At 61.5% G+C, this 26,264-nt stretch carries 25 protein-coding genes and 1 pseudogene; 17 read left to right on the top strand and 9 right to left on the bottom strand.

Annotated elements, in window-relative coordinates:
* The 5 genes from HX899_RS19520 to HX899_RS19500 all read right to left on the bottom strand — a co-directional run bounded on the left by HX899_RS19520 (position 1) and on the right by HX899_RS19500 (position 4,780).
* On the bottom strand, positions 1-489 hold the full coding sequence (locus HX899_RS19520; protein WP_181293121.1) for a VOC family protein: 489 nt from the start codon (positions 487-489) through the stop codon (positions 1-3).
* An 81-nt stretch (positions 490-570) separates the two neighbouring features.
* The gene (locus tag HX899_RS19515; protein ID WP_246697140.1) at positions 571-1,815 is read right to left on the bottom strand and encodes an ABC transporter substrate-binding protein; all 1,245 of its coding nucleotides are present in this window, start codon (positions 1,813-1,815) and stop codon (positions 571-573) included.
* Positions 1,816-1,844: 29 nt separating this feature from the next.
* Entirely contained in the window at positions 1,845-2,945 is a 1,101-nt protein-coding gene (locus HX899_RS19510; RefSeq protein ID WP_181293119.1) for an ABC transporter ATP-binding protein, read from the bottom strand.
* A 3-nt stretch (positions 2,946-2,948) separates the two neighbouring features.
* Positions 2,949-3,887: a carbohydrate ABC transporter permease gene (locus HX899_RS19505; protein WP_171598186.1), complete on the bottom strand. Its 939-nt coding sequence runs from the start codon at positions 3,885-3,887 to the stop codon at positions 2,949-2,951.
* On the bottom strand, positions 3,884-4,780 hold the full coding sequence (locus HX899_RS19500; protein ID WP_032986887.1) for a carbohydrate ABC transporter permease: 897 nt from the start codon (positions 4,778-4,780) through the stop codon (positions 3,884-3,886). The genes HX899_RS19505 and HX899_RS19500 overlap by 4 nt, the downstream gene beginning before the upstream one ends.
* 180 nt (positions 4,781-4,960) lie before the next feature.
* On the opposite strand from HX899_RS19500, the gene HX899_RS19495 reads away from it, so the two are divergent.
* The 9 genes from HX899_RS19495 (at position 4,961) to HX899_RS19455 (ending at position 13,103) form a co-directional block, all read left to right on the top strand.
* On the top strand, positions 4,961-5,773 hold the full coding sequence (locus HX899_RS19495) for an aldo/keto reductase (RefSeq protein ID WP_138389838.1): 813 nt from the start codon (positions 4,961-4,963) through the stop codon (positions 5,771-5,773).
* Positions 5,774-5,904: 131 nt separating this feature from the next.
* Complete coding sequence (locus HX899_RS19490; RefSeq protein WP_138331517.1) at positions 5,905-6,345, top strand: VOC family protein; 441 nt, start codon at positions 5,905-5,907, stop codon at positions 6,343-6,345.
* Between the two features lie 142 nt (positions 6,346-6,487).
* Positions 6,488-7,507 carry a LacI family DNA-binding transcriptional regulator gene (locus tag HX899_RS19485; RefSeq protein ID WP_138331516.1) on the top strand — a complete coding sequence of 340 codons (1,020 nt, stop codon included), beginning with the start codon at positions 6,488-6,490 and terminating at the stop codon, positions 7,505-7,507.
* A gap of 25 nt (positions 7,508-7,532) precedes the next feature.
* Positions 7,533-8,291, top strand: coding sequence for a sugar phosphate isomerase/epimerase (locus HX899_RS19480; protein ID WP_138331515.1), 759 nt, complete (start codon positions 7,533-7,535; stop codon positions 8,289-8,291).
* A 267-nt stretch (positions 8,292-8,558) separates the two neighbouring features.
* The gene (locus tag HX899_RS19475; protein ID WP_181293118.1) at positions 8,559-10,505 is read left to right on the top strand and encodes a BTAD domain-containing putative transcriptional regulator; all 1,947 of its coding nucleotides are present in this window, start codon (positions 8,559-8,561) and stop codon (positions 10,503-10,505) included.
* 105 nt (positions 10,506-10,610) lie between these two features.
* On the top strand, positions 10,611-10,754 hold the full coding sequence (locus tag HX899_RS19470; protein WP_171598191.1) for a hypothetical protein: 144 nt from the start codon (positions 10,611-10,613) through the stop codon (positions 10,752-10,754).
* A 13-nt stretch (positions 10,755-10,767) separates the two neighbouring features.
* Positions 10,768-12,030 carry a YcaO-like family protein gene (locus HX899_RS19465; protein ID WP_181293117.1) on the top strand — a complete coding sequence of 421 codons (1,263 nt, stop codon included), beginning with the start codon at positions 10,768-10,770 and terminating at the stop codon, positions 12,028-12,030.
* Positions 12,027-12,770, top strand: a complete 744-nt coding sequence (locus HX899_RS19460) for a TfuA-like protein (RefSeq protein ID WP_138389841.1) — start codon at positions 12,027-12,029, stop codon at positions 12,768-12,770. The genes HX899_RS19465 and HX899_RS19460 overlap by 4 nt, the downstream gene beginning before the upstream one ends.
* A 66-nt stretch (positions 12,771-12,836) precedes the next feature.
* Positions 12,837-13,103, top strand: a complete 267-nt coding sequence (locus HX899_RS19455; protein ID WP_138331511.1) for a hypothetical protein — start codon at positions 12,837-12,839, stop codon at positions 13,101-13,103.
* 81 nt (positions 13,104-13,184) lie between these two features.
* Here the strand turns inward: HX899_RS19455 and HX899_RS19450 are convergent, their stop codons facing one another.
* The 3 genes from HX899_RS19450 to HX899_RS19440 all read right to left on the bottom strand — a co-directional run bounded on the left by HX899_RS19450 (position 13,185) and on the right by HX899_RS19440 (position 15,486).
* Positions 13,185-13,589, bottom strand: a complete 405-nt coding sequence (locus tag HX899_RS19450) for a helix-turn-helix domain-containing protein (RefSeq protein ID WP_025397650.1) — start codon at positions 13,587-13,589, stop codon at positions 13,185-13,187.
* Between the two features lie 202 nt (positions 13,590-13,791).
* On the bottom strand, positions 13,792-14,628 hold the full coding sequence (locus HX899_RS19445) for an amidohydrolase (protein WP_181293116.1): 837 nt from the start codon (positions 14,626-14,628) through the stop codon (positions 13,792-13,794).
* A gap of 72 nt (positions 14,629-14,700) precedes the next feature.
* On the bottom strand, positions 14,701-15,486 hold the full coding sequence (locus tag HX899_RS19440) for an IclR family transcriptional regulator (RefSeq protein WP_138389843.1): 786 nt from the start codon (positions 15,484-15,486) through the stop codon (positions 14,701-14,703).
* Positions 15,487-15,924: 438 nt separating this feature from the next.
* Between HX899_RS19440 and HX899_RS19435 the strand changes: the two genes are divergently transcribed.
* The 5 genes from HX899_RS19435 to HX899_RS19415 all read left to right on the top strand — a co-directional run bounded on the left by HX899_RS19435 (position 15,925) and on the right by HX899_RS19415 (position 22,790).
* A complete protein-coding gene (locus HX899_RS19435; RefSeq protein ID WP_181293115.1) occupies positions 15,925-16,659 on the top strand; it encodes an SDR family oxidoreductase in 735 nt (244 codons plus the stop codon).
* 95 nt (positions 16,660-16,754) lie between these two features.
* On the top strand, positions 16,755-18,032 hold the full coding sequence (locus HX899_RS19430) for an L-fuconate dehydratase (protein WP_181293114.1): 1,278 nt from the start codon (positions 16,755-16,757) through the stop codon (positions 18,030-18,032).
* Positions 18,033-18,255: 223 nt separating this feature from the next.
* A complete protein-coding gene (locus HX899_RS19425) occupies positions 18,256-20,835 on the top strand; it encodes a caspase family protein (RefSeq protein WP_181293113.1) in 2,580 nt (859 codons plus the stop codon).
* 24 nt (positions 20,836-20,859) lie between these two features.
* Complete coding sequence (locus HX899_RS35140) at positions 20,860-21,513, top strand: tail fiber domain-containing protein (protein ID WP_246697139.1); 654 nt, start codon at positions 20,860-20,862, stop codon at positions 21,511-21,513.
* Between the two features lie 17 nt (positions 21,514-21,530).
* Positions 21,531-22,790: an isoprenylcysteine carboxylmethyltransferase family protein gene (locus HX899_RS19415; protein WP_181293112.1), complete on the top strand. Its 1,260-nt coding sequence runs from the start codon at positions 21,531-21,533 to the stop codon at positions 22,788-22,790.
* Positions 22,791-22,800: 10 nt separating this feature from the next.
* Here HX899_RS19415 and HX899_RS19410 read toward each other — a convergent pair whose 3' ends face one another.
* Positions 22,801-24,411 carry a hypothetical protein gene (locus tag HX899_RS19410; RefSeq protein ID WP_181293111.1) on the bottom strand — a complete coding sequence of 537 codons (1,611 nt, stop codon included), beginning with the start codon at positions 24,409-24,411 and terminating at the stop codon, positions 22,801-22,803.
* A 150-nt stretch (positions 24,412-24,561) separates the two neighbouring features.
* Here HX899_RS19410 and HX899_RS19405 point away from each other — a divergent pair, with 150 nt between their 5' ends.
* From HX899_RS19405 to HX899_RS35135, 3 genes and pseudogenes are all read left to right on the top strand, one after another.
* Positions 24,562-25,152 (top strand): hypothetical protein, encoded by a 591-nt coding sequence (locus tag HX899_RS19405; RefSeq protein ID WP_171604921.1) that lies wholly within the window; start codon positions 24,562-24,564, stop codon positions 25,150-25,152.
* Between the two features lie 292 nt (positions 25,153-25,444).
* A complete protein-coding gene (locus HX899_RS19400; protein WP_181293110.1) occupies positions 25,445-25,822 on the top strand; it encodes a hypothetical protein in 378 nt (125 codons plus the stop codon).
* 210 nt (positions 25,823-26,032) lie between these two features.
* Positions 26,033-26,264, top strand: a pseudogene (locus tag HX899_RS35135) (hypothetical protein); the annotation flags it as partial.

Genomic DNA, 26,264 nt, shown 5'->3' with positions numbered 1-26,264 from the left:
TCAGGCCTGCTTCGGCTGAGCTTCCTTGTCGCTGTCGAATTCCAGCAGTTCGATCATCACGCCGAGATCGGGCACCGTGTCGTAATAGGCATAACGCCCGTGGCCACCGTCGAATTCGCCACGCTGGAGCAGACGGTGGCCCTTGTCTTCCAGATAGCGGTTTCGCTTGGTAAGATTCCTCGTCTTGAAGGCGATGTGGTGGCAGCCGGGCCCCTTCTCCTCCAGCAGGTCGCGCCAGGCGCTTTTCTCCGGGCCGGGCTGCAGGAACTCGACGTCGATATTGCCGAACTTGAACATTATGATGCGGCAGCCGACCTCGGCGGATTTGCCGTTGTAGATCGCCTGCGCCTCATCCGGCTCGGCAGCCTTGCCTTCCGGCGGCACCGGCTTGCCGGTCAGTTCCGAAAACCAGGCAGCGGATTTCTGCACATCGTCGGTCACGAAGCAGATCTGCATGACGGCATCTTCATCAAGCAAACGCTTGTCCATCGGTATTCCTTTCTGCAATGGGGTGGGACGGCCCGCCGTTTCGGAAATGGACCGCCCCTCCGGGGGAAACCTCGAGCCGCTCTAGCCGAGAATGGTCTTGTAGTTTTCCTTGATCTTGGCGATCGCGTCGTCGACGCTCATCTCGGGATCGCTCCAGAAGTTGAAGGCCACGTCCCAGATCGAGTTCTCCCAGTCGGCGTCGCTGATCGCGTGCGGGTTCTGTACCTGATGCTTCGGATCGGCAACGATGCGGAGCACTTCCTTGGAGCAGGCGTCGAGACTGTCTTGCGGCGCATCGAGGCGCACCGGGGTCGAGCCCTTGGCCTTGGCGAATTCCGCCTGGACATTCGGATCGACCACGATCGAGGCAAAGTCGAGTTCGGCCTTGTCCTTGTCAGCAGGCTGGCCGCCGAGCAGACCCCAGCTGTCGACGCTGGCAGCCACGGCTTTGGCGCCCGGGATCTGGATGCAGCCGAAATCCTTGCCGGCGGTCTTGCCGGCCGCCAGCCATTCGCCCTTCATCCAGTCGCCGTGGATCTGCATCAGCGCCTTGCCTGTTATGACGAGGTTGGTGGTGAGGTTCCATTCGCGATTGGCCGAGCCTTCGTCTGCCGCCTGCTGGAATTTGCGCAGATAGTCGAAGACCTGGCGGAATTCCGGCGTATCGAAGACGGCGGGATCGGGCTTTTCGCCATAGATCTTGTTGAAAAAGTCCGGTCCGCCGATCGTCGCCGCCAGCGCATGGGTGAGGTAACCCACCTGCCATTGCTGGCCGCCAACGGCCAGCGGAATGACGCCAGCCGCCTTGATCTTGTCGAAGTCGGCAAACATTTCGTCGAGTGACTTCCAGGCCGTCGGATCGATGCCGACTTTCTTGGCGACATCCATATTGTAATAGACCATGCCGTCGATGTGCAGCGCGGTCGGCACCTTCATGACCTGGTCGTCGACGACCATCGAATGGGCCACAGCATCCGGATACTTGTCCGGGTAGCCATGCTCCTTGAAGAAATCCGTCAGCGGCCGGCCGAGACCGGCTTTCGTCAGATCGCGATAGACGCCGGGATTTGACTCCATGAACAGGTTCGGCGGGTTGCCGCCGGCAACGAGGTTCATCAGGTTGACGTTGGAGCCGGTGTCATGCGGGATGGCGAGGTCGGTCCAGCTGTCGCCTTTGGCCTCCAGGTTCTTCTTGAGCACGTTCAGCGCCGCCACTTCAGGCGGCGCCGACCAGGTGTGGTAGATCACGAGATCGGTCGCCTGCGCGCTTAAGGGGGCGGCGCCCGCAAGCATGGCGGCGGTGATGCCGGCGAGTATCCTGTTCATCATTTCCATTCCTCCCTTTGGTTGCTCATTCACATGCGTCGCCCGGTGCGGGCGTCGAAGACGTTTGCCTTGCCGCGCGGAAAATCGGCGCGCAGCTTCTCCCCGGCGTTGAGGCCGGCGGCGCGGTCCGGATCGACGCGCAGCGCCAGCAATTGATCGCCGAAGCCGAGATAGGCGGTGGCATCGGAGCCTGTGCGTTCGGCATGTCTGAGCGGCAGCTCGAAGCTTGCCGCTGCATTGGCAATCGGCTGATCGGCGACGACGAAGTGCTCGGGCCTTAGGCCGATAACGACCCCGGCGCCGCTTTCCGGCCGCTGCGAAAAACCATAGTCGCCGAGATCGATGGTATCGCCGGTATCGAAGCCCGCCTTGACGCAATGGCCATCCAGCTTCAGCCGCGCCGGGCGGAGGTTCATCGCCGGCGCGCCGATGAAACCGGCAACGAAAAGATTGGCGGGTTTGCCGTAGATCTCATCGGGCGTACCGAATTGCTGGATGACGCCGCCATCCATCACCGCGATCCTCGTCGCCATGGTCATCGCCTCGATCTGGTCATGGGTGACATAGACGACGGTCGGTTTCAGCGTGTCGTGCAGTTTCTTGATCTCCAGACGCATCTCGGTGCGAAGCTTCGCGTCGAGGTTCGACAGCGGCTCGTCGAAGAGGATGACGCCGGCCTGCTTGACGAGGGCGCGGCCGATCGCAACGCGCTGGCGCTGACCGCCGGAGAGCTGCCCGGGCTTGCGGGCAAGCAGCGGCTCGATCTGCAGCAGCCTGGCGGTAGCGGCAATGCGCTGCTCGACCTCCGCCCGGTCGAGGCGGCTCGCAGCAAGGCCGAATTTCAGGTTTCCGTAGACGGTCTTGGTCGGATAGAGCGCATAGGACTGAAAGACCATGGCGAGGCCGCGGTCCCTGGGGTCGAGATCGGTGACATCGCGCTCGCCGATCATGATGCGACCGTCGGAGACTTCGAGCAGCCCGGCAAGCAGATTGAGCAACGTGGTCTTGCCGCAGCCGGAGGGGCCGAGCAAAACCAGAAAGTCGCCATCCTCGACCGCGAGATTGAGATCGTCGAGGATCGTCACCGTGCCGAACGACTTGACGATATGTTCGAAGGAAACACGCGGCATGGGTCAACCCTTGATCGCGCCGGCAGTGATCCCCTGAACGAAGAACTTGCCGACGAGGAAATAGATGACGAGGGGCGGAATGGCGGTGAGCAGGGCGGCCGCCATATTGTCGTTATAGGCGACGACGCCTGTGGACACGGTGATGAGATTGGCGAGGATGACGGTCATCGGCTGCGTGCCGAGCCCGCCGAAGGTGACGCCGATCAGATAATCGTTCCAGATCGAGGTGATCTGCAGGATGAGCACGACGATCAGGATATTGCCCGACATCGGCAGGATGATCTCGATGAAGATGCGCCAGAAGGAACCGGAATCGATGATCGCGGCACGCATGATCTCCTGCGGAATATCCTTGTAATAATTGCGGAAAATCAGCGTCAGCACCGGCATGGCGAGCACGGCGTGCACGACGGCAATGCCCCAGAGCGTGCCATAGATGCCGATCGCCGCGGTGATGCGGATCAGCGGATACATGATGACCTGAAAGGGCACGAAGGCGCAGATGAAGAGCAGGAACAGGAAAGCATTCGCCCAGCGCACATTCCAGAGCGCCAGCGCATAACCTGTGACGATCGACAGCGCGATCGACAGGATCAGCGACGGGAAGAGGATCAGCACCGAATTCCAGAAGCCGACCTTCAACCCGTTGCAGTTGATGCCGGAGCAGGCCTTGTTCCAGGCGTGGTCCCAGGCCTCGAGCGTCCAGACATGCGGCAGCGAGAAGATCGCGCCCTCGCGGATCTGGTCCATCGTCTTGAACGAGGTGACGACGACGACATAGAGGGGCACGCAGAAGAACAGCGCGCACATCGTCAGAAACAGCAATATGACGATCGAGCGCCCGGGAATGCGCTTCTTCTTGCGGGGGAAGAAAGGCTGGCGTGGGCCGGGTGAAGTGTTCATCGCATCTTCCAGCACTGCTGCTTGCGTCACCATGGTCATCGCGAACCCCCGTTCGCCCGGCGCTGTTGCCAGGTGGTGATCAGCACCAGCGGCAGGAAGATCAGCGCGGTTATGACGAGCATGGTGATCGCGGCGGCCGAGGCATAGCCGATATTGCTCTTGGCCGAGAGCGCGTTGATGGTGAAATAGGCCGGAACCCAGGTGGAATTGCCGGGTCCGCCATTGGTCATCGCCACGATCACGTCATAGGCCTTGATGACGCCGAGCGAGAGCAGGATGGCGCAGGTGATGAAGGTGAACTTCATCATCGGGATGATGATCTCCAGATAGAGCCGCCAGAAGCTGACGCCGTCGAGGCGCGCGGCACTCCAGATTTCGGTGTTGATCGATTTCAGGCCTGATAGCATCAGCGCCATGTAGAAGCCGGAGCTCTGCCAGATCGAGGCGAGAATGATCGCGTACATGGCGGTCTCGGGGCTCGCCAGCCAGTTGAAGCTGACCGAGGTGAAGCCGAGGCCGTGCAGGAAATTCTGAAGCCCGAGCTGCGGATTGAAGATCCAGCGCCAGGCAGCACCCGTGACGATCAGCGAGACGGCGAGCGGATAGAGGAAGACCGTGCGGAAGAAACTCTCGCCGCGCCATTCGCGATCGATCATCGCAGCGAGGATGAAGCCGAAGACTATGGCAAGGGCGCTGCCGATGCCAAGAATGACCAGGTTGTGCAGCGAGATCGCCCAGCCGGCATCGTTGAAGAGCCGCTCATACTGGCGCGTCCACTCACTCCAATTGATCTCATATTCCGGGACGCGGCGGCTGCGCGTCAGCGATAGCCATGCCGTCCAGCCGATTGCGCCGATGAATGCGACGAAGGTGACGGCGACAGCCGGCGCGAGAGCCAGCTGGGGCATCATCCGGCTCCAGCGTAGTTGCATCTCTTCCTCCCAGACCCAACGCTCCCACATCGGACCAAACCTGAAGCACGCTTGTATTATCGTTAAACTAAGATCAAAAATACCCATGCGTCAACAGGCGATTTTTGGCTGCTATCGCTCGAAACTGGCGATAAGCTCTACAAAGCGGACCGGACACGACCGAAAAGAAAGGGATATCATATGCAAAATCAGCAACTTATACCGAAACTTGGTTTCGGCACCTATGGCCGCAACGGCAAGGATGGCATAGGTGCCATCCTCTGCGCGCTGGAAACGGGCTACCGGCATCTCGATACCGCGCAGACCTATGACACCGAATTCGAGACCGGCGAAGCGCTGCGCCGGTCCGGCATTGCGCGACGCGAGGTCTTCATGACGACGAAGATCTCGACCGACCATTTCGGCGAAGGCAAGCTCATCCCTTCGCTCGAAAAGAGCCTGGAAGCGATGCGTATCGACCAGGTCGACCTGACGCTCATTCATTGGCCAGCGCCCAACGGCGCCATTCCCCTGGAGGTCTATCTCTCACAGATCGTCGAGGCGCAGGAGAGGGGCCTGACACGGCTGATCGGCGTCTCCAACTTCACCATCGCACTGCTGCAACAGGCAGAAGCGATCGGCGGAAAGGGGCGGATCGTCAACAATCAGTTCGAACTCAACCCACTGATCCAGAACAAGAAACTTGCGGAATACTGCCAGCGGAACGACATCCTCGTCACCTGCTATCTGCCGATAGCCCGCGGCACGCTTTCGGGTGATCCGGTGCTCGGCTCGATCGCCGACAATCACGCTGCCACGGTCGAGCAGGTAATCATCGCCTTCGAACTCGCCAAGGGCTATTGCGCCATTCCGACGTCGAGCCGGGCCGAACGCATCCGTTCGAATTTCGCAGCCGGCGAACTGCAGCTGAAACAGGAGGAGATCACCCTCATAGAGACGCTCGACCGCAACCAGCGCACCATCGATCCCGACTGGGGGCCTGATTGGGATTGAATCCGCCGGCGGTTGACAATTGCGCGCGGTGCGTACAATTGTGATCTTGTATTATCGTTAATTCAAAATTGGCTTCTGTTGATCGAAACACCGTTGACGGCGGCGACCGACGCCGCCCGTGAGGAGGAAACATGCTTGGAATAACCGGCTACGGCCATGTCGCCATCAAGGTCAAGGACCTCGACGCCTCGCTCGACTTCTACCGCGAACGCCTTGGTTTTCCCGAGATGCTGCGCCTGAAGAACGAGGACGGCTCGACCTGGCTCGTCTATCTCCGCATCACCGACGACCACTATCTCGAAATTTTCCCTGGTGCTGAAAACGACCGGGCGCCCGGCTGGAACGCCAACGGCGTCAACCATATGTGCTTCACCATCGATGATCTGGATGCGACGGCCGAGAGGATCCAGGCGGGCGGCATCAAGCTCACCGCCGAGATCAAGCCGGGGCTCGACGGCAATCGCCAGGCCTGGATCGAGGATCCCGACGGCAACCGCATCGAGCTGATGGAGATGCATCCTGACTGCCTGCAGTATCAGGGCATCAAACGGCTGCATGCCGAAGGAAAATAATGGGGATCGAGGAAAGCCATGGGGTGGTATCCCGTGGCTGTCCCCGTGGAAGCTTCCGCTTTCCCCAGTGGAAACTTTTACTTTCCACTGGGGAAGGTTATGGAAGGAAGATTAAGCATCAGGACATATAGCCGCCCTCACGATGACCAGATCGAGCGTCCGCCTCAAAGACATTGCCGACAAGACCGGATTTTCCGTGAACACGGTCTCGCTGGCGCTTCGCGGCAGTCCGCGCATCCCGGAGGAAACGCGCCAGCTGATCCGCACCATCGCCGAGGCGCTGAATTACCTGCCGAACCATATCGCCCAGTCGCTGGTCAGCCGCGAGACGAAGACGATCGGCCTTATCCTCACCGACATCACCAATCCGACGCTGATGCGCACCGCGCAGGCGATCGAACTGGAGCTGGCCGACAGGGGCTACGGTACGCTGTTTGCCACCTCCAACAACGATCCGGAGGAGGAGATCAGGGCGCTGGAAATGTTCCGCTCGCGCCAGGTCGACGGCATGCTCATCTATCCCCGCAGCCATCGCAAGCTCGATCATATCCGCAAGATCCGCCAGTCGAACTATCCGATCGTGCTGCTCGTCGGCGACCCGGATTCCGGCATTGACGCGGTCTGCGTCGATGAGAGGTGCGGCGCCTATAAGGCGACGCGGCATCTGATCGATACCGGCCATCGCAGGATCGGCATCATCGACAGCGCCAATCCGCTCGGCAATCTGGAAAAGAGCGAAGGTTACCTACAGGCGCTTTCGGAAGCCGGCATCACCTTTGAGCCGGTGCTGACGGCCGACCCGCAGGGCCATTCGGTGATGAAGGGCTATTGGGCGATGGACCAGCTGATGAGCACCGCCAACCGGCCGACCGGCGTCTTCGCCGCCAATGATTCCCTTGCGATCGGCGCCTTGCGCTGGTGCCAGAAGAACGGCGTGAACGTGCCGAAAGATGTCGCCATCATCGGCTTCGACAATATCGAATTCGCCGAACATGCGGCGACGCCGATTTCGAGCGTCAACTACGCTGTCGATATCGTCACCGAACTTGCCGTCGAGCGACTGATGCGGCTCGTCGCCGCCAAGGACGCGCTGCCCGATCCGCGTGTCACCATGATCGAGCCGGATCTCGTCATCCGGGAAAGCACCACCGGCCGAAGCTGAGGCCGGCACGAATGGGAGCAAAGACTTGACCTATCCGATCTCCTACCAGCTTTACTCTTCGCGCAATTTTCCGCCGCTTTTTGCCCAGTTTCCCGAGCTGAAGGCTTTCGGCTACGACGCGATCGAACCCTGGCTTCCGGCCTACGAGGCCGATGCCAAGGCTTTCCGCACGGCGCTCGACGACGCCGGGCTGAAATGCCACTGCTTTCACATGCCGCTGAAAGGGCTGGTCGAGGAGCCGCAGCGCTTCATCGACATCGCGCTGACGATGGGCGCCACCATCATGATCCCGCCCTATGTCGCGCCGGAAAAGCGCGGCACGACGGCGAATTATTGGAAGAACCTCGGCGCGCAATTGGCTGAAGGCGCTGAGCAGGCGGAGGAACACGGGCTCAAGGTTGCCTGGCACAATCACGATTTCGAATTCCTTGCGCTGGCCGACGGTTCGCGGCCGATCGACCATATCTTCGCTGGTGGTGGCGACACTGTCGGGTTCGAGATCGATTGCGGCTGGATCACCCGCGCCGGCGCCGATCCGGCCGCCGAACTGAAGAGGTTCGCCGACCGCATTATCGCTATCCAGATGAAGGACATGGCGCCGAAGGGCACCACGACGGAAGACGGTTGGGCTGCGACCGGCGACGGTATCATCGACTGGGAAAAATTCGTACCACTCTTCCGCGAGACAAAAGCTGAGCATATCGTCACCGAGCATGACAATCCGGCCGACTGGCGCCGCTTCGCCCGGCGTTCGATCGAGCACATCAAGGCGCTCGGCCTGTAGCGCGGCCGCGACTTGGTTGGGAATAGCGGGTGACAAGGACCGTCGACAGCTTAATAACCTGCCGCCAGGGAACGCAAAACGTCTGCCATCTAAAATATCGGCAAAGCATCTTCTCGGCGAGCGACACGCGAAAATGCAAATAGTCGCTGAAATTTCTTCTTTTTATAGCAAAGCCGCTATGCGCGGCGGCTTTATAGCTTTAACATGATTTCTTGACCGCCGGTGCGCTTGTGCGCCTTGGCTTTCAGGGGTGAGAACCGAGATGCGATGGACATCCGGCAGATGCTGACGAACAGGGCGTGCCTGCTCGGAAGACCGCGATTGATGGCGGCGGGGAAGGAACTCCCCTTGCCGGAGAAGTCTTATTTTCTCCTCGCCATGCTCGCCGCCGAACCCAATTTCGAACTCGACCGCGAAACCGTCAGGCGACAACTCTGGCAATCGGAGCTGCCGGAAAAGCGGGCGGGCAGCCTTCGCCAACTGCTGGCGCGCATCGAACAAAGCATTCCCGCCGGCCTTCCACCGCTGCTTGCCGCGACCCGAACACATATCGGCCTTGCCGATGGCTGGGAGGTCGACGTTCATATCCTGAAACAGAAAAGGCCGCTCGCACCCGAAGACGGCGACCTGCTGAACGGCGACTTGCTCGAAGGCGTCAAATCGCCGACGCAGGGCGCCGAGGACTGGCTGACCTTTGAGCGCCAGCGGGTCGACGAGTTGCGCTCCGCCCATCTCGCCCGGCTGGTCGAGACATCAGAAGACAGATCGGATGAAGAGCAGGTCACGCTTGCCAGGCGCCTGCTAGAACTCGACCCTGCCAGCGAGACGGCCTATCGCGCCTTGATGCGCACCTATGTCAGGATGAACGATCCGGCAGCGGCGCGTCAGGCCTATCTGAAGTGCAAGAGCCAGCTGAAGGACGACTTCGACACCGAGCCGGAAGAAAGCACCACCGCTCTTGCCCGCGAACTTAACCTGGTGCCGGCAGCACAGGCAACGTCGGGACATCCTCAGTCGGCGCCTAACCTTTCCGTCGGTCCGCTTGGTCAGCCGCGTATCATCATCCTGCCGCCGGAAAGCATCTTCACCGATCCGCTGATGGAGCGCGTCGGCAGGGCGCTTCTCGAAGACGTCACCATCGGCCTCAGCCAGCAGCGCGGCTTCAAGGTGATCGCGGCGCATACGAGCCTGGAAATCCTCAGCCGTTCGATCGATCCGTCCCGTGCCGTGCCCGGTCCGCTCGACCTCAGCTTCGACTATGCGGTCTACGTCACCATCCAGGGCCGCGACGAGGATGTCTATGCGACCTGCCGGCTGACGCGGACGACGACATCGGAGGTGATCTGGGCCATCGAACTGCCGCTGGTCATGCAGAAGATCAGCGAATCCTTCGCGCATCTGACGCGACGGATCGTATCCTCGCTTGCCGACACGATCGAGCGTCACGAACTGGCGATGCCGATCGGCGACGTGCCGCCGTCCGCCTACCGTCTCTACCTGGAAGGCAAGCGGCTGATCGCCCAGACCGACTTGCAGCATCTGCGCCAGGCGCGCAAATGGTTCAAATCCTCGCTCAATCGTTATGAACATTTCTCCGCCGCCCATGCCGGCATGTCACGCGCGCTCGGCATGGAATGGCTGATCCGCGGCATGCGGGACAAGGAACTGCTCGACGAAGCGAACGGCGCTGCCCGGCAGGCACAGCAGTCCGACCCGAACAGCGGCCGGGCCTATCGCGAGCTCGGCTTCGTGGCGCTTTATCGGCGCCGCTTCGACGAAAGCCTGGAATATTTTCAGCAAGCCCAGGATCTCAATCCCAACGATGCCGACATCCTGGCCGACTATGCCGACGCGCTTTCCCATGATGGCGATTTCGATCGAGCTCTGGAGCTCAGCCGCGCTGCCTTCAAACTCAATCCGCTGCCGCCGGACTATTATTACTGGAACCTCGGCGGCATCCACTTCATGCGCGAAGAATATGAAATGGCGATCGAGGCGCTGGAACCGGTGAAGGCGAAGCAGGCAACGGCCCGTCTGCTCGCCGCCTCGCATGCCATGGCAGGCGATAGGGGCAAGGCTGGGAATTACGCCAGGATAGTGTTGGAAAACTTCCCCGATTTCCGCAGTGAGGACATCCGTCATTTCGTCCCAGATCGCGATCCCGCCTATACGGAACCGCTGATACAGGGCCTGCAACTTGCCGGACTTCCCTGATGCACCGCCTTTTAATGAAGCCTGTAACGCTTAAATGACGCAGGCAATGTTTCCCTCCGAAGGTTAACGGCAGCAAGGCGCTGCCTAACCAATCGGAGATGAAACATGAAGACGAATGCTGACACCACCGCAGCTCAGACACAGTCACTGCGCTTCTCTGCAGCCGCCAAGGCAGCCATGAAGCAGGACGAGCTCACCGTTTCCGCCAATGCGCTCGAGAGCCTGACACATGCGCTGAGGTTCCGCTAAGGAACAAATCGGTATGTCTGCTTTCACCGACCTTGAAGCGCTTGCCGGTGACCTCAAACGATCATCGGCCGGCGTCAGCGACTATCATGACCGCGCCGTCACGCCGGCTCAGACATTGGCGGCCATCAGGCCGCATATGCGCGAATTCGGCATTACGCGCGTCGGTCTGCTGACCGCACTCGACGTTGTGAACATCCCCGTCGCCTTCGCAACGAGGCCGAACAGCCATACGCTGTCGGTCTTTCAGGGCAAGGGTATCGACAACGATGCCGCCATGGCCTCGGCGGCGATGGAAGCAGTCGAGACGCGGATCGCCGAAATTGCCCCCACCGACCTGACGCAGGCGACGGTCGAGAGCATGCGGGCGGAGCGTGCCGCGATGATCGATCTCGACAATGTCGCACGCTGCGCGCCCGACGAAATCGGCAGAGGTCCCATTCCCTGGTGCTCCGGGCTCGACATTCTTTCCGGCAGCAGCGTCTTCGTGCCCTGGTGGCTCGTCGGTCTCGACCATCGCGGCGAGAGGCCGCCGGGCTTCGAGCAGTCGAGCGATGGGCTCGCCTCCGGCAACACGCCGTCCGAAGCGGTCCTGCATGGGCTTTGCGAGTTGGTGGAGCGCGACGCCTGGGCCTTGACCCAGCTGAAATCGCCCGAGCGCCTGAAGGAGAGCCGCATCGACCCCGCCTCCTTCGGCGATGCAGTCATCGACGTCATGACCGACCGGATTACCCGCGCCGGCATGAAACTGCTGTTGCTCGACATGACGACGGATATCGGCGTTCCCGCTTTTCTGGCCGTCATCATGCCAGGCAACCTTTCCGACCGTGTCGACGCGCGCTGGTCGCATGTCTGCGGTGGCTGCGGCTGCCATCCCGATCCCGTGCGCGCCGCGCTGCGCGCCATCACCGAAGCGGCGCAGAGCCGGCTGACCGCGATTGCCGGCAGCCGCGACGATTTTTCGCCGCGCATCTATCAGCGGCTCGACAGGAGTGCGGCGATGCAGCAGGTGGTCGAACTCTGCGAGGACAGCGGCCGGATGCGCTCGTTCCAGGCCCGCGATCGCCGCCCGGCGACGATCCAGGACACCATCGGCCATATTGCCGACCGGCTGGCGGCGACCGGCATCGAGCAGATCGTCGTCGTGCCGTTTCCGCACCCGGCCCTGCCGGTTTCCGTCGTCAGGGTGGTCGTGCCGGGACTGGAGGTCGATATCTCAGGCCAATACATCCAGCTCGGCCTGCGCGCGGTCAACACTATGAGAGGAGCCGAATCATGAAGGTGCTGTTCGTCGGCCCGAGCCTTGGCAGCGATCTTGCCGCGGCAAGGGCCATGTCTCCTCGCATCAATTTCCGGCCGCCGGCCGCCGCCGGCGACATCCTGAAGGCCGTTCAGGACGGCGCCACCGCGATCGGTCTCGTCGACGGCTATTTCGGCGATCTGCCTTCGGTCTGGCACAAGGAAATACTTTACGCACTCGAACACGATGTCGCCGTTGCCGGCGGCGCCAGCATGGGGGCGTTGCGGGCAGCCGAATGCGAGCCCTTCGGCATGGTCGGGCTGGGCTCGATCTTCGAAGATTACGAGTCCGGACGGCTGCTCGACGACGAGGCCGTCGCGCTAGTGCATGCGCCGCAGGAGCTCGGCTGGCTGCCGCTTTCCGTTCCCTGGGTCGATTTCGAGCCGACCATCGATGCGCTTCACGCCAAAGGCGAGATTTCGCCCGGCGAGCGCAAGAAGCTGTTGCTGGCCGGCCGCTTCCTGCATTTCTCCGAGCGCACCTATGCGAAGGTGGCCGACGAGTGCCATTTCCGCAAGCCGCGCCGCGACCATATCCTCGCCGCCATCCGCGGCAGCCGTGTCGAGCGCAAGCGCAACGACGCGTTACTGGTGCTGGAATGGCTGCGCCGGGACAAATTCCGCCCTGTCAACCGTGACTGGCGCTTTGCTGCGACCTCGCACTGGGAGCTCCTGCACGCCGAAGTCACGCGCAATGCGGTTCCTGTAACGCTTGAATAACGGTCGCGGCGGAAGATGCAGTAATGATGGAATCGTAGGGTTCCACGACCAAAGAGGGCGGGAACGATGTTTGAACAACACAACGAAGGTACCGGCAGCGAATATGCAAGGATCTTCCGGCTGCTGTCGGCGGCCAAGGATGAGGCTGAAAAGCTTCAGCTGCGCAATCTGACGCATCTGACGAACATGGCGCTGCTGCAGGTCGTCATCGATTGGGACGGCATAGACCCCGACAGGGAGCTTGACGTCAATCTCGAGAAGCTGCTCGGCAGCAAAGCCAAGATCGCAATGAAGGATGCCAGCGAGAATCTGATCCTGATCGATCGCCATTGAGCCCGATCGATTGCTATTGATCTCGATCAACCGCCATTGATCCTCATGCGGTCCGTTCGGAGCGCGTGAAGGACAACCGGTCTATTCGGCCGCTTCAGTATCCAGCTGTCCGGTGTTGGCAATCGCCTGGACGAGCTTCAGGATCTTCTTGCGAAGCGCTTCGTTCTTGATCGAAAAGAACGCCGCATTGAGAAGCACGCCTTCGCGCGAAATAACGAATTCCTCGCTGGGAGCGGCGTTGTCGTTGGCCGTATCAGGGGTCGACAGATCGTCGAAAAACGTCCTGACATCGACCTTGAGCGCGCCGGCGATTTCGACCAGCATGCTGGCGGAAACGCGGTTGGAACCCTTTTCGTATTTCTGGATCTGCTGGAACGTTACGCCCACACGATCGCCCAGTTCCGTCTGAGAAACTTTCCTCAATAGACGCTGGATGCGGATCGTCTTTCCGACGTGAACATCGACGGAATGCGGTTCTTCTTTCATCTCATTTCCCTTCTGAAGGCAGCGGACAAGGGGTTATTCGCCATATCCGTGTCAACAACTTTTAGCCGAGATAAATAAGGCTAGCAATTGCTTGCATGTAGATAGAGTTAAACCCGAAAATCGGGCCCTTTTTGTCCCGGAATGGTACAAAAAACATGCCGAAATGGCACGTCCAGGAGACCGGTCGCTTTATTTTGTGACGTCAGAGCGACCAGAGGCGCTGTGCGTTAACGAAAAGTAACTTGGAACGCTCCGCCTCGCTCACGCCGGAAAGCATCGCATGGGTCGCCGCGACCCAGGTAGAGAGGCCGCCACCGAGCGTGCAGACCGGCCAGTCGCTGCCCCAGACGACGCGGTCCCAGCCGAAACTTGCGGTCACATGTGCGATATAGGGCTGCAGCGTTTGCGCCGTCCATGTCTTCGCATCGGTATAGGCGACCACGCCGGAAATCTTGCAGACGACGTTCGGCCGCCGGGCGATCTCCGATATGCCGGCCTTCCAGGGCTCAAAGGCATCCGAGCGGATATCCGGCACGCCGCAATGGTCGAGTACGAACTGCACGTCGGGCGCGAGATCGACGAGGGCGGTCACACGGCCCGCCTGATGCGGCAAGGTGCAAAGGTCGAAGGTCAGGCCGCTGCCGCTGATGCGCCTGATGTTTTCGCGAAACAGGGCGCCTTCGGAGACATCATCGGGCACGACATGCAGCACGCGGCGGAACCCCTTGACGAAGGGATCGGCCTTTTGCCGCTCGAGATAGGCGGCAAAGCCTTGCTCTTCCGGCCGGCAGGAGACAATGGCGCCGGCAATCAGACTGCCTTCCCGTTTGGCGATCCTGGCGACGTGATCGGTCTCGGCCTGCATGGCGGCAGGATCGACATCGACCTCCATATGCAGCACCGTGGTGATGCCGCAGCGCCGGGCCTCGGTCGCATAGGTCTCGTAGAGGAAATCATGATCGAGATCAGGCGCGCCGGAGAGCCAGGGATAGGGCAGCGCCGAGCGATCGATGATATGCAGATGGGTGTCGATGAACACGCTCTTCCTCCCAGAATGGTGTCGTGAAACTATCCCTGGTGAATGGATTGTTCAAATAGAAATTCCCAGCCGTCAGCCGGAATTGACGACATCGGCGCCGGCAAGCAACGAAAGCTGGGCCGCCGCCTTCTGCACCAGTGTGATCGCCTGAGTGATATCGGGAGCGGACGGCGCATTGACGAGTGCGATAAAGGGGCAGGTGAGGGCGGCGATGCAGCGGCGGTCCGGCCCGAGAACGGGAGCGGAGAGATTGTAGACGCCGGATGTCTGGGCGCTCGCCATCATCTCGTAGCCGCGCTCGCGGATCTGGTCGAGACGGTCGTAGAATTCGGGCCCGAGTTCGACGTCCGCGCGGCTGCGCACATGTTCGGAGACCATCATCTCCCGCTCCTCCTCGCTGCGGAAGGCCAGCAGCACGTGCCCAGACCCGGTGTCGAAGAGGCTGATATGGGCGCCGATGCGGATCGAAAAACCCCAATAGTCCGGCGCCTCCTGCTGGGCGATGACGACGGCAGCACCCCTATCGAAGACGGCAAGGTGATTGGCCTGGCGCGTGCGCTGGGCAAGATCGCGCATCAGCGGGGTGGCGTAAGAGGCGAGCCGGCGCACCGGCGCGTGCAGCTGCGCAAGGCCGAAGAGCTTCAGCGTCAACGAGTAGCGGTCGCCATCCAGCCGGGTGACGTAACCGCGGCGTACCAAGCGATCGAGCATGCGGTAGAATTCGTTGGGGCTGCGGTCGAGCCGCTTGGCGATTTCGGCCTGGGTGAGACCGCTGTCAACGCCGGCGAGCAGTTCCAGGATATCGAGGCCCTTGTCGAGGGCAGGAGCGCGGTAGCGGTCGGACTCGTCGGTCTCCATTCCTTCCCCCTGTGAATATCACCCTGCATATACGCAGAACCGCAGCCGGAAAAGGAAAACTTCGCACTTGACCCTTGGCCAATCGTCTGTTTGTCTATAAACAGACAAATCATCACTGAAGAACAGGGCGGCGACAGGGAGGAAGACCATGCAGCGCATGGGAATGGTCATCGGCCCTGGAGCCGGCGAAGGTCGCCGAAGTCAAGCGTCCGCATGCAGCCGATCGGTAGGATCCGGCGCTGGTCTGCCTTTGCAACAGTGGCAACTCCTCCATTTAAGACAGAGAGCCGCGCGCATCTTGCCAGAACCCGGTCGAAACGCGCAAAGAGGGCGAATGGCGGACGATGATGGACGAGGCGTTCCATCACGACCGAGCTTCGCCAAGACATGAACCGCACTCCATCGTCCAGCGTAGACATTCCAGAAAAGGCCCGTGATATGACAAATAGACTTTCCGGCAAGACCGTTCTCATCACCGCCGCCGGCCAGGGCATCGGCCGGGCGACGGCGGCAGCCTTTGCCGCAATCGGCGCCAAGGTTCACGCGACTGATATCAACACCGAGGCGCTGGCGACGCTTGCCGCGGAAACCGGCGTCTCCACCCATAGACTGAACGTGCTCGAAGAGGATGCGGTCAAAGCTCTGGTCGCCGAGATCGGAGCCGTCGACGTGCTGTTCAACTGCGCCGGTTTCGTCCATGCCGGCTCGATCCTCGAGATGAAGGATTCCGATCTCGAATTCGCCTTCGACCTCAACGTCAAGGCGATGATCCGCACCATCCGCGCCGTGCTGCCCGGCATGATCGAGCGCAAGGACGGAGCGATCATCAACATGGCCTCCGTCGCCTCCAGCATCAAGGGCGTGCCGAACCGCTTCGCCTATGGCGTCACCAAGGCGGCCGTAATCGGGCTCACCAAGGCCGTCGCCGCCGATTATGTCGGTCAGGGCATCCGCTGCAACGCCATCTGCCCCGGCACGGTGGAAAGCCCGTCGCTGCAGGACCGCATGCGGGCGCAGGGCGACTACGACGCGGCGCGCGCCGCCTTCATCGCCCGCCAGCCGATGGGCCGGCTCGGCTCGCCGGAAGAGATCGCCGATCTCGCCGTCTATCTCGCCGGCGCGACCTACACGTCGGGCCAGGCGATCGCCATCGACGGCGGCTGGACGATCTGATTTCAGCGAGGCGGCCGGCGCGGCAGTCTTGCCGGCCGGCCCGGCCACTGCAATCGGCTCTCTATAATAGGCCCATTATAATCGGGAGAAACACCATGACCCGCATCACCGACCTTCGTGTCTTCGATCTCCGCTTTCCCACGTCGCAAAGCCTGGATGGATCCGATGCGATGAACCCCGATCCGGATTATTCGGCGGCCTACGTCATTCTCGATACGGATGCGCCTGATCTTGCCGGCCACGGTCTGACCTTCACCATCGGCCGCGGCAACGACATTTGCTGCATGGCGATCGAAGCGATGCGCCACCTTGTCGTCGGCGCCGACCTCACAGAAGTTCTCGCCCATCCCGGCGCCTTCTGGCGGCATCTGACCAGCGATAGCCAGCTGCGCTGGATCGGCCCGGAAAAGGGCGCCATTCATCTGGCGACCGGCGCGGTCGTCAATGCCGTCTGGGATCTGCTCGCCAAACAGGCCGGCAAGCCCGTCTGGCGACTCGTCGCCGAGATGTCGCCGGAAGAGATCGCCGATATCGTCGATTACCGCTATCTCACCGACGTGCTGACGCGCGAGGAGGCGATCGAGATCCTGAAACGCGCCGAGGCGGGCAAGGCGGAACGCATCGCCATCCTCGAAAAGGAAGGCTATGCCTGCTACACGACCTCGGCCGGCTGGCTGGGCTACGGCGACGAAAAGCTGCGCCGCCTTTGCCAGGAAGCGATTGACGCCGGTTTCAACCATATCAAGATGAAGGTCGGCCGCGATCTCGAAGACGATATCCGCCGCCTCAGGATCGCCCGCGAGGTGATCGGCCCCGACCGCTACTTGATGATCGACGCCAACCAGGTCTGGGACGTCGGCCAGGCGATCGACTGGGTGAAGGCGCTTTCCTTCGCCAAGCCCTTCTTCATCGAGGAACCCACAAGCCCCGACGATGTCGCCGGCCACCGCAAGATCCGCCAGGCGATCGCTCCGGTGAAGGTCGCGACCGGCGAGATGTGCCAGAACCGCATCATGTTCAAGCAGTTCATCGCCGAGGGCGCGATCGACATCGTGCAAATCGATTCCTGCCGCATGGGCGGGCTGAACGAGGTCCTCTCCGTGCTGCTGATTGCCGCCAAGTTCGACCTGCCGGTCTGGCCGCATGCCGGCGGCGTCGGCCTTTGCGAATATGTGCAGCATCTGTCGATGATCGACTACGTCGCAGTGTCGGGGACCAAAGAAGGCCGTGTCATCGAATATGTCGATCACCTGCACGAGCACTTCCTCGACCCCTGCCTCATCGAGAACGCCGCCTACATGCCGCCCACCCTGCCGGGCTTCTCCATCGAGATGAAACCGGCCTCGATCAGCAACTATACGTTTCGAGGCTAAGGAACCTTCACCGGCCGCATGTTAAATTCCTGATTTTTACAGTCTTTCTAGTCGACGACGGGCTTCCAATCTGACGGGACTGCTCCAATTCACTTGGAGGCGGCGAAGCTTGCTTTTTAGAGCGCCGAGGAATAGTTTTGAACTGTGAATGCGGAGGGGGCCCAGCACCAGCAGGCCAGCAAATTTTATTGAACTTAGACAATAGAATGTTTGCGATCGAGCCATGCCCAAGTTTCACTGCGTCAAGAGACTATGCGCTTATCTGCTGATCATCGCAGCAATGCTGCTATCTATCGGCACGGTACATGCAGCCGTCACCGAGGAGAGCGGACGCCGCGTCGCCCTCGTCATCGGCAACTCGGTCTACAAGACGCTGCCCTCGCTTCCCAATCCTGCCAATGATGTCGAAGAGGTCGCGACCACGTTGCGCGCCGCCGGTTTCGATGTGACGATCGGCGTCAATGTCGACCGCATCGGGCTCGAAGATACGGTGCGCCGCTTCCTGCGTTCGACCAACAATGCCGAGGCCGGCCTGATCTACTATTCGGGCCACGGTATCCAGGTGGGCGGCCAGAATTTCATCGTGCCGGTCGATGCGACGCTGGAGACGCCCTATGACGTCGAGACGCAGACCATGCCTCTCGACCTCATCCTGAACCATCTCAAGCAGAATTCGCGGGTGCAACTGATCTTCCTTGACGCCTGCCGCAACAATCCCTTCAATGCCCAGAAATTCTGGATGGCGGAGAAACTGGAGCCGGTCGGCGCCACACGCGGGCTTGCACGCATCGACAGCGATCTCGGCAGCCTGATCGCCTTTTCGACCGAACCCGGCCAGGTGGCGCTCGATGGCGAGGGCGCGCTCAGCCCCTATTCCGAATCCTTCATCAAGCGGGCGAGCGAACCCAACAAGGAAATCCGCCAGGTCCTGACCGACGTGCGCCGCGACGTGATCGCCATGACCGACGGCAAGCAGGTCCCCTGGGAAAACTCCTCGCTGATGGACAGCTTCTATTTCATTCCGGCGCCGCCGCCGCCGAGCGTCGAACCGATGCAGCAGGTGAGCGTGCCGGAGGGTGCGACCACGACCAAATTGCCGATCGCCCCGCCGCATGACGAGACCGGCTCGGCGCTGCTCGTCACCCTCAACCAGCTTCCCAAGACCGGCAAGCTCAGCTTCGACGGCAAGCCGGTCGAGCAGGGCGCGAAGATGCCAGCCGCGGCACTGACGGCGCTGACCTATGATTCATCAGGTGTTGCCGCCGGAACCGTCGGCCTGATCGGCTATACCGTGAGCGACCCTTACGGCCAGGCGACGCAAGGCGTCGTCGCGATCACCGTCTCGGCCGATGCCGGCGCCAAGATCGCCCAGCTCGAACAGGAAAAGCAGGTGCGGCTGGCCGATGCCGACGCCTATTTGACGATCCTGCCGCGCGACGTAGACACGACGATCGGCGTCGGCCCTGTAGAAGCCAGCCTGCCGGTCGTGCCGGCAACGGTCGCGGAAATGACCTTCAAGGTCGCGGCCCTGCCCGACAAGGGCACGCTGCGCGCCGGAGATCGGGTGATCGCTCTCGGCCACGTGCTTGAAGCAGCCGATATTCCCGCACTTTCCTATGAGCCGCAGATCGGCACCGAAAACCAGCCTTTCGCCCTGACGCTGCAGGCCGCTAACGACGACTTGCCGCCGGCGACCGTCACTTTCAAGCCGGCGCTCGACGCCTGCGATACATCAGCCGCGGCTCCGCTCGACCTGCAGGGCGTGACGGCAGGCAAGTTGCCGAACGAGATCGACGCCGATGAAGCACTGCCGGCCTGCACGGAGGCGATAAAGGCCTATCCCGAGGTGGCGCGCTTCGTCTACCAACTTGGCCGTGCCCAGCTTGCCAACCGCGACGCCAAGACGGCTTTTGCGACGATCAACAAGGCGATGGATGCCGGGCATGTCCGGGCAATCTACGAACTGTCGAGCTTTTACGAGTTCGGCGCCTCCGTTCCGCGCGACGCAGCCAAGGCAAGCCAGATCGCCAAGGGGGGAGCGGCCAAGGGCGATCCCTTTGCCCTGCACAGCTATGGCAAGGCCCTCTATTACGGCCGCGGCACAAAGGCCGATCAGCAGCTCGGGCTGCGGTTGATGCTGCAGGCCGCCGATCTCGGCCATACCTATGCGATGAACGAGCTCGGCTATATCTTCCTCAACGGCGTCAACGTTCCAGCCGACCCTGAGCGGGCTGTCCGATTCTACGAAGCCGGTGTCCAGCGCAACGACATCTATTCGCTGAACAATCTTGCGCTCGTCTACCGTTTCGGAAAAGGCGCTCCGGAGGATCTCCCGAAAGCGCTCGACCTTTTCACGCGAGCGGCAGAGGGCGGTCAGCCCTATGCCCCGACAAACCTCGGGCGCATGTACCGCGACGGCGTCGGCGTTGCCGTGGACAAGGCGGAAGCGGTGAAGTGGCTGGAGATGGGCGCGGAACGCGGCGACTATTGGGGTGCGCTCGACCGCGCGATGCTCGCGAAGGATGAGGGGGCGGACGCTGACAGCCTTGCAATCGCGTCCCGTTATTTCGCGCTGGCGACCGCTATCAACATGCCGGGCAGCGGCGATCCGAAGAACCAGGCGCTGGCGGAACTCAAGAAGATGCCTGGCGCTGCCAAGAAAAAAGCGGAGGCCGCCTTTGTCGCCGAGCTGACCGCTCAGGAAAAAAAGTCAATTCCTAAGACCAAGTCGCTCGATGACAGGCTCGTCAAGCTCGCCAAGGCGACGTGGGTAAAGCGAAATCCGAGGTACGATCTCTTCTAAAACGGCGGTCCGGGGGCGCCCTACATGAACAGCAAGCTAATCATCCGTATGCTATTGTGCTCGACATTCATCGCAGGCTCAGGCGCAATCCTGCAAAGCTGCATCTTCGATCCTGGCGCCAGGACACTGTTTGCCAGCGAAGAGCCGGTGGCCAGGAGCGCCACGCCGACCAGGAGAACGACGTCCACCGTCAGAAGAGTGCCCACAACGAGCAATCAACCGGCTTTCGCCCGCTCCGAGAACAGTTCCAGTGGGAATTCCGGCGGCGGTGGCTCTGGCGGCGGCATGGGCGGCGGCATGGGCGGCGGCTCTGGCTCTAGCAGTTCTTCTGGTTCGAGCAGTTCATCGAGTTCCAGCGGGGGCTGGTCCGATCGCCGACTGAAGATCGATATTCGTCGGCTCGGCACCTCGGCTGAGGGCATACCGGTCTATGCCTTCCGCTACATCTGGGGCGGCCCGCTGTTCGTCGGCACGATGGCGCAGGATCTATTGGCGATCAGGCCGGAGGCAGTCATCGAAACCGCATCGGGTTACTACATGGTCGATTATGACAAGCTCGATATTGCGATGATCTCGCTGCCGGAGGATGCGTCTCCGCTTACGGCTGAAGCCGTGATGGCGCTTGCGACCCGGGCGGCACGGATGCGCACTCGGGGCTCCGTCCAGCCGGCAACGTAATCGAGAAGGCCGAGCGCGTGCCGATACCGCAAGACAGGGATACCGAAACTGGGAGCCCTCTCGTCAGCCAAGCGGCGACCCTTGCCGGAGTCCTGATCGGCATCGCGCTTTCGACCTATCTGCAGCTTGAACCCGGCAAGGCAATGGCGCTTGCCGTGTTCTGCCTTCTCTTGGCGTGGATCGCCGTCGACGGCACATTCGCTGCTCGTTCGACCTGGGTATCGCGAAAGAGACGAAACGAGGCTGCCGCCAGCTTCTGGCGCCGCATCGGAACGAAGCTTGTCGGCCTCGCCGCGCTGCTTGGCGTGGTCGTCATCGCCTGTTCGGTCTTTCCGTTTTTCACGCAGTCATCGGCGGTCCGATGGATCATCGAGGCTGGGCACACCACTATTCCCCTTTCCATCGCACTTGCCGGCGCAACCATGCTCTACGTCGCGGTCACCGATCTGGTCGCGGAGGAGCCCGACGATTATCTCAATCAGGTCGGGCGCGCGGTGTTGATGCAGGATTTTCGCGAGGAGGACGTGCTGTTCGCATTGCGCCTGCTCGCGATCAAATGCTTCTTTCTCGTCCTGATGTTCTCGGGCGGCATGGCAGCTCTTTCCAATCTTGCCGAGAAGCCGGCCTGGGCGTTTCCGCCGCTCTCGGCGGCCTGGTTCGAAGGCCTGTTGCAGCTTGCCTTTCTGCTCGACGTCGTGCTTGCCGCCGGCGGCTATGTCGCGACTTTCAAGCTTTTCGGATGGCATGTCAGGGCAACGGAGACCACGGCACTCGGCTGGCTCGTCTGCCTCATCTGTTATGAGCCGTTCTTCCCTGCCATCTCACATGCCTTCGTGCCCTATGGCGAGGGACCGGGCTGGGAGACCGTGATCCAGGAAGGCTCGACCGTCTTTATCTTCTGGAGCGTCGCGACGCTGCTCTGCACCATCATCTATGTCTGGGCGACCGTCGCTTTCGGGCCGCGATTTTCAAATCTCACGCATCGCGGCATCATCACATCAGGGCCCTATCGCTTCATGAAGCATCCGGCCTATGTCTCGAAGAACATCGCCTGGTGGCTGGTTGCGATCCCAGGCTTCCTCGCCAGCGGCCTTGCGGAAGGGCTTGCCCGGGCCGGCATGCTGGCGATCGTCAGTCTTATCTACGTCATGCGCGCTCGCGCCGAAGAGCGCATGCTGAGCCGGGATCCCGCCTATCGGGACTATGTCGACAGCGTGGCAGCGCACGGGCTTCTGGCGATGGCGAAGCGGCGGCTGACATCAAGACCGGCGGCGTGACTCCCACCGTTCAGCCGTCGAGCCCCTTGAAGCGCACCGGCTGGTAGCCGCGCATCAACAGGCTGCCGAGCGAATAGGTATTGCGGCAGACGCGGCCCTTGCAGGCATTCGGCGAGGCCTCCATCACCTCCACCTTCTTGTCGGCCGTGAAGCGCATGAACAACAGCACATGCGAGCCCGGCTTGTTCAGCGCGTCGCCCGGCCGCATCGACCAGGGGTCGGAGAGGCGCTTGGTGATCCCGGGTATGGCGCGCGTCGAAACGTGCATCTTCAAGCCCCAGGCGTCGCTGACGAAGCCGGAGCAGTCTACGCCGAGAATGTTGGATTGCGGCGCGCTCTTGGTGCAGACATTGCCCGCGGTCTGGCCCTTCTCCACGCCGCCGACGAAATTTTCGAGCGGCGTCTTGCAGCCCCAGCAGTAGGGAACACCCTTGACAGTCTGGCCGCGCTTGCCGATCAGGTAGATCGGGCGGCGCAGCCGGTTCATGTTGACGCAGCCCGGGCCGGGATCCCTGCCATAGGCGGTTGATGTCACCAGCCAATTCAGCGTCTCGAAGCCGATTGCCCGCTCGATGACGTCGCTGCGCGATTTCGGCACGATCGCTACCTTCGGCGTCTTGCCGGGCTTGCCGGCCGTCGGCTGCTTGGCCGGGCGGGCGACGGCGAGCTTGCGGCCGGGCTCCCGACCGTCGAGCCGCAGCACCTGCGCCCGGCTTTCCTGCGAGCGCAGATAAAGCACGTCGCCGCGCGGGCCGATCGCCACGAAGCGCCTGGAAAATACCGTGCCCGGTTCGATCGGCAGATCGTAAACCCGGTCCATCGCCCCGTTCGGCGTGAAGCGCACCACCAGCATGCCGGTGCGCTCGGGCCGGTCGGCGGGCACGAGCTCGACCAGCGCATAGGGCCTGCCTGTCGTGTCGATGTCGAGAAGTTCGACGGTGCCGATCCGCCCTTCCGAAGTCAGCTGCAGCGAAAGGAAATTCTCCTCCGAGCTGCTGCGCCGCAGCAGGATCTCCGCCTTGTCGTTTGCGGCAGCCGAGACCTCGGCAACGATATCACCGAGCCCGCGGCTCGGCACGTATTGAATGACCGGCGTGCGGGCCTCGGGCCGGCTGGTGCTGCGGCCGATCTCGTCGATGATGCTGTTCAGCGGCCCCGGCGATACCGAGCCCATCGAGGCGAAGACCGAGCGGGTGTAGTCGTCGGCATCACCGCCGCCGTCGACGGCGCGCAGCGTCTGCGACCGGCCGTCGGCATTGGTGGAGCGCTCGAGCGGCACGACGCCGTCGGACCAGAGGTAGAGTTCGTTGTGAACGACGGCGAGGTCCTCCGGCGTGGCATTTCCCGGCAGCGGCAGGATCTCAGGCTCGGCTTGCGAGCGTTCGGCGTCGACGGCGAGCACGCGGCCGTTGTTCTGGTCGAGGATGTAGATGGTGCCATCGTCGCCAACGGTGATCGCCGCCGGCCCGGATGCCTCCGCTTCCTCGTTGGAAGAAATGATGCCGACCGAACGTGCGCCGTCGCCGCCACGAAGCTCGATGATCGTCGTATCTTTGGCGAAAACCGGCGAGGCGACCGCAAGTGCCGCGGCAAACAAAATATGCGACCCAAAACTACGCATTGCCTCGACCCCCAAGGACCGTCACGTCTTTCAAAAATGGTAGGCTAGATATGACTTCTCAGCAAGCCGTTGCTTTCCAAACGATTTGGAGATCTGCGCCGGCGATAGTACAAGATCATCGTCTCGAAGATTTGTCGGCAGGAAATGCTTATGCTGGAATGGAACGGTGACGAACTGGCGCTCGACATAAGCTTGCTGGAGCAGGTTCGCGCGGCGAGAATAAACTTCTCAGATCGCGTCTGCGCCGCCTCGGCCAGCAAGGACGACAAGCATCTGGCGCAACTGCGCTCGGAGCCGACCTATCTGATGGCCGAGTTCCTCTATTCGATGAAGGTCTTCGGCATCAACACCGCCGAGGACATCGAACGCTTCGCCGATCTGCACAATGATTACGTGGTTTCGCTCACCCGCGATCCGGCCAAGCTGCAGCGTCTGGGGCTCTCGCAAGATCGTGCGCTCGCGTCGATGTTCACCGCCGACACCAAGCCGCGGCTGATCCAGAACTGGGCTGATAAATCAGGCGCGATCGACCAGTCCAATCTCGCCCGTTTCCTTGTCGCGGTGATGTCGAGCGAGACCTGCCGCAAGACGTTGATCGATTTCGAGACGGCGGGCTTCATGCAGCGCAAGCGCTCGCCCTACGGCACCATGGTCGTCTGGTCGACCGGAATGATCGAGGAGATCTTCGGCGAGATGCTGCGCGATCTGCGCCTAAGCCTGCAGCAATTGAAGATCCTGTAATGCATGTCGCCCGGAAGTGTGCAGCGGGGGTCAACGACATGCATGAAACAAAGAGCGAAAGCGCCGCTGCCAGCCGATTTCAACCCTCCCAATCGATTGGCACCGAGGGCCGTTGCCTTCCTTCCGGCCTCTCCCTATTCTCGGGGCGCTTATGCATGTCGCCCGGAAGGGTGCAGCGGTTCCGGGGCAACGACATGCATAAAAACGAAGAGCGAAAGCACGTCGCATGAATCAAGTTTAATGCGACGTGCTTTTGTCGCGCAGTGGCGCGAATAAGACGGATGTGACGACGATGACGAAATCATGGCTCATAACCTTGTCGATCGGCCTTCTGCTGGCGCTGCAGATACCCCAGCTTGCCTATTCCGGCCCGACTGAGGACGCGCTTGCGGCGCGAAACCCCTCGCTGGCGGCGCTGCGCCAACATGACGAGAAGGCCTTTGCTGCGGCGGTTGAGATCATCGCCGAACACGAGCGCGCCAAGGGGCTGGCGCCCGGCGAGGCGAAGCTGCCCGATGCGACCTCGCCCGGCCGCGACATGGGCTCAGGCCCCGGCAAGGAATTCACGGTCGACAATCCGGATATTCTCTGGCTCTACAATTCCTCGCCCGAGGGAATGAGCGACCTGATCTCGATTTTGAAATCAGCCGGGCAGAAACCCAAGAACTAACCGCCTCCTCGCAGTTGAACGGACTATAACAGGCCCCGGGCATTCCAGAGCGTGAGTCTTGCTCACGTCTTTGCCTTGGCGGATTCTTCCAGGCTCCAAATAATTTGTAACCCTCCCTCAAGCAAGACAGGCGAAACCATCCCAATTTCGCCAGTCAGTGCTATTCTCATCTTCAACACAGTGTGAGATGTTCGAAGAGGAGGTTTTTCAATGCCGAACCGCAAAGCCATCCTGGCTGCAGCCACCTTTCTTTCGTTCTTTTCGGTGGTTCCCGCCGTCGAGGCGCAGAACGAACGCACATTGACCGAAGCGCCGGCGCAGACCGGGCCTGTCACCATCACCTTCGATCGCGCTGAAGCCAAATACGCCATCGGCGAAGTTGTCGGCCTCTTCATCCAGTCGACCGAGAACGCCTATGTCACGGTGCTGAACGTCTCGCCGA

Origin of the sequence: Rhizobium sp. WYCCWR 11146 (assembly GCF_013591995.1) — a bacterium.
Classification (GTDB): domain Bacteria; phylum Pseudomonadota; class Alphaproteobacteria; order Rhizobiales; family Rhizobiaceae; genus Rhizobium; species Rhizobium indicum.
Note: the sequence above shows the minus strand (reverse complement) of the source record. Positions and strands in the feature narration are given on the sequence as shown.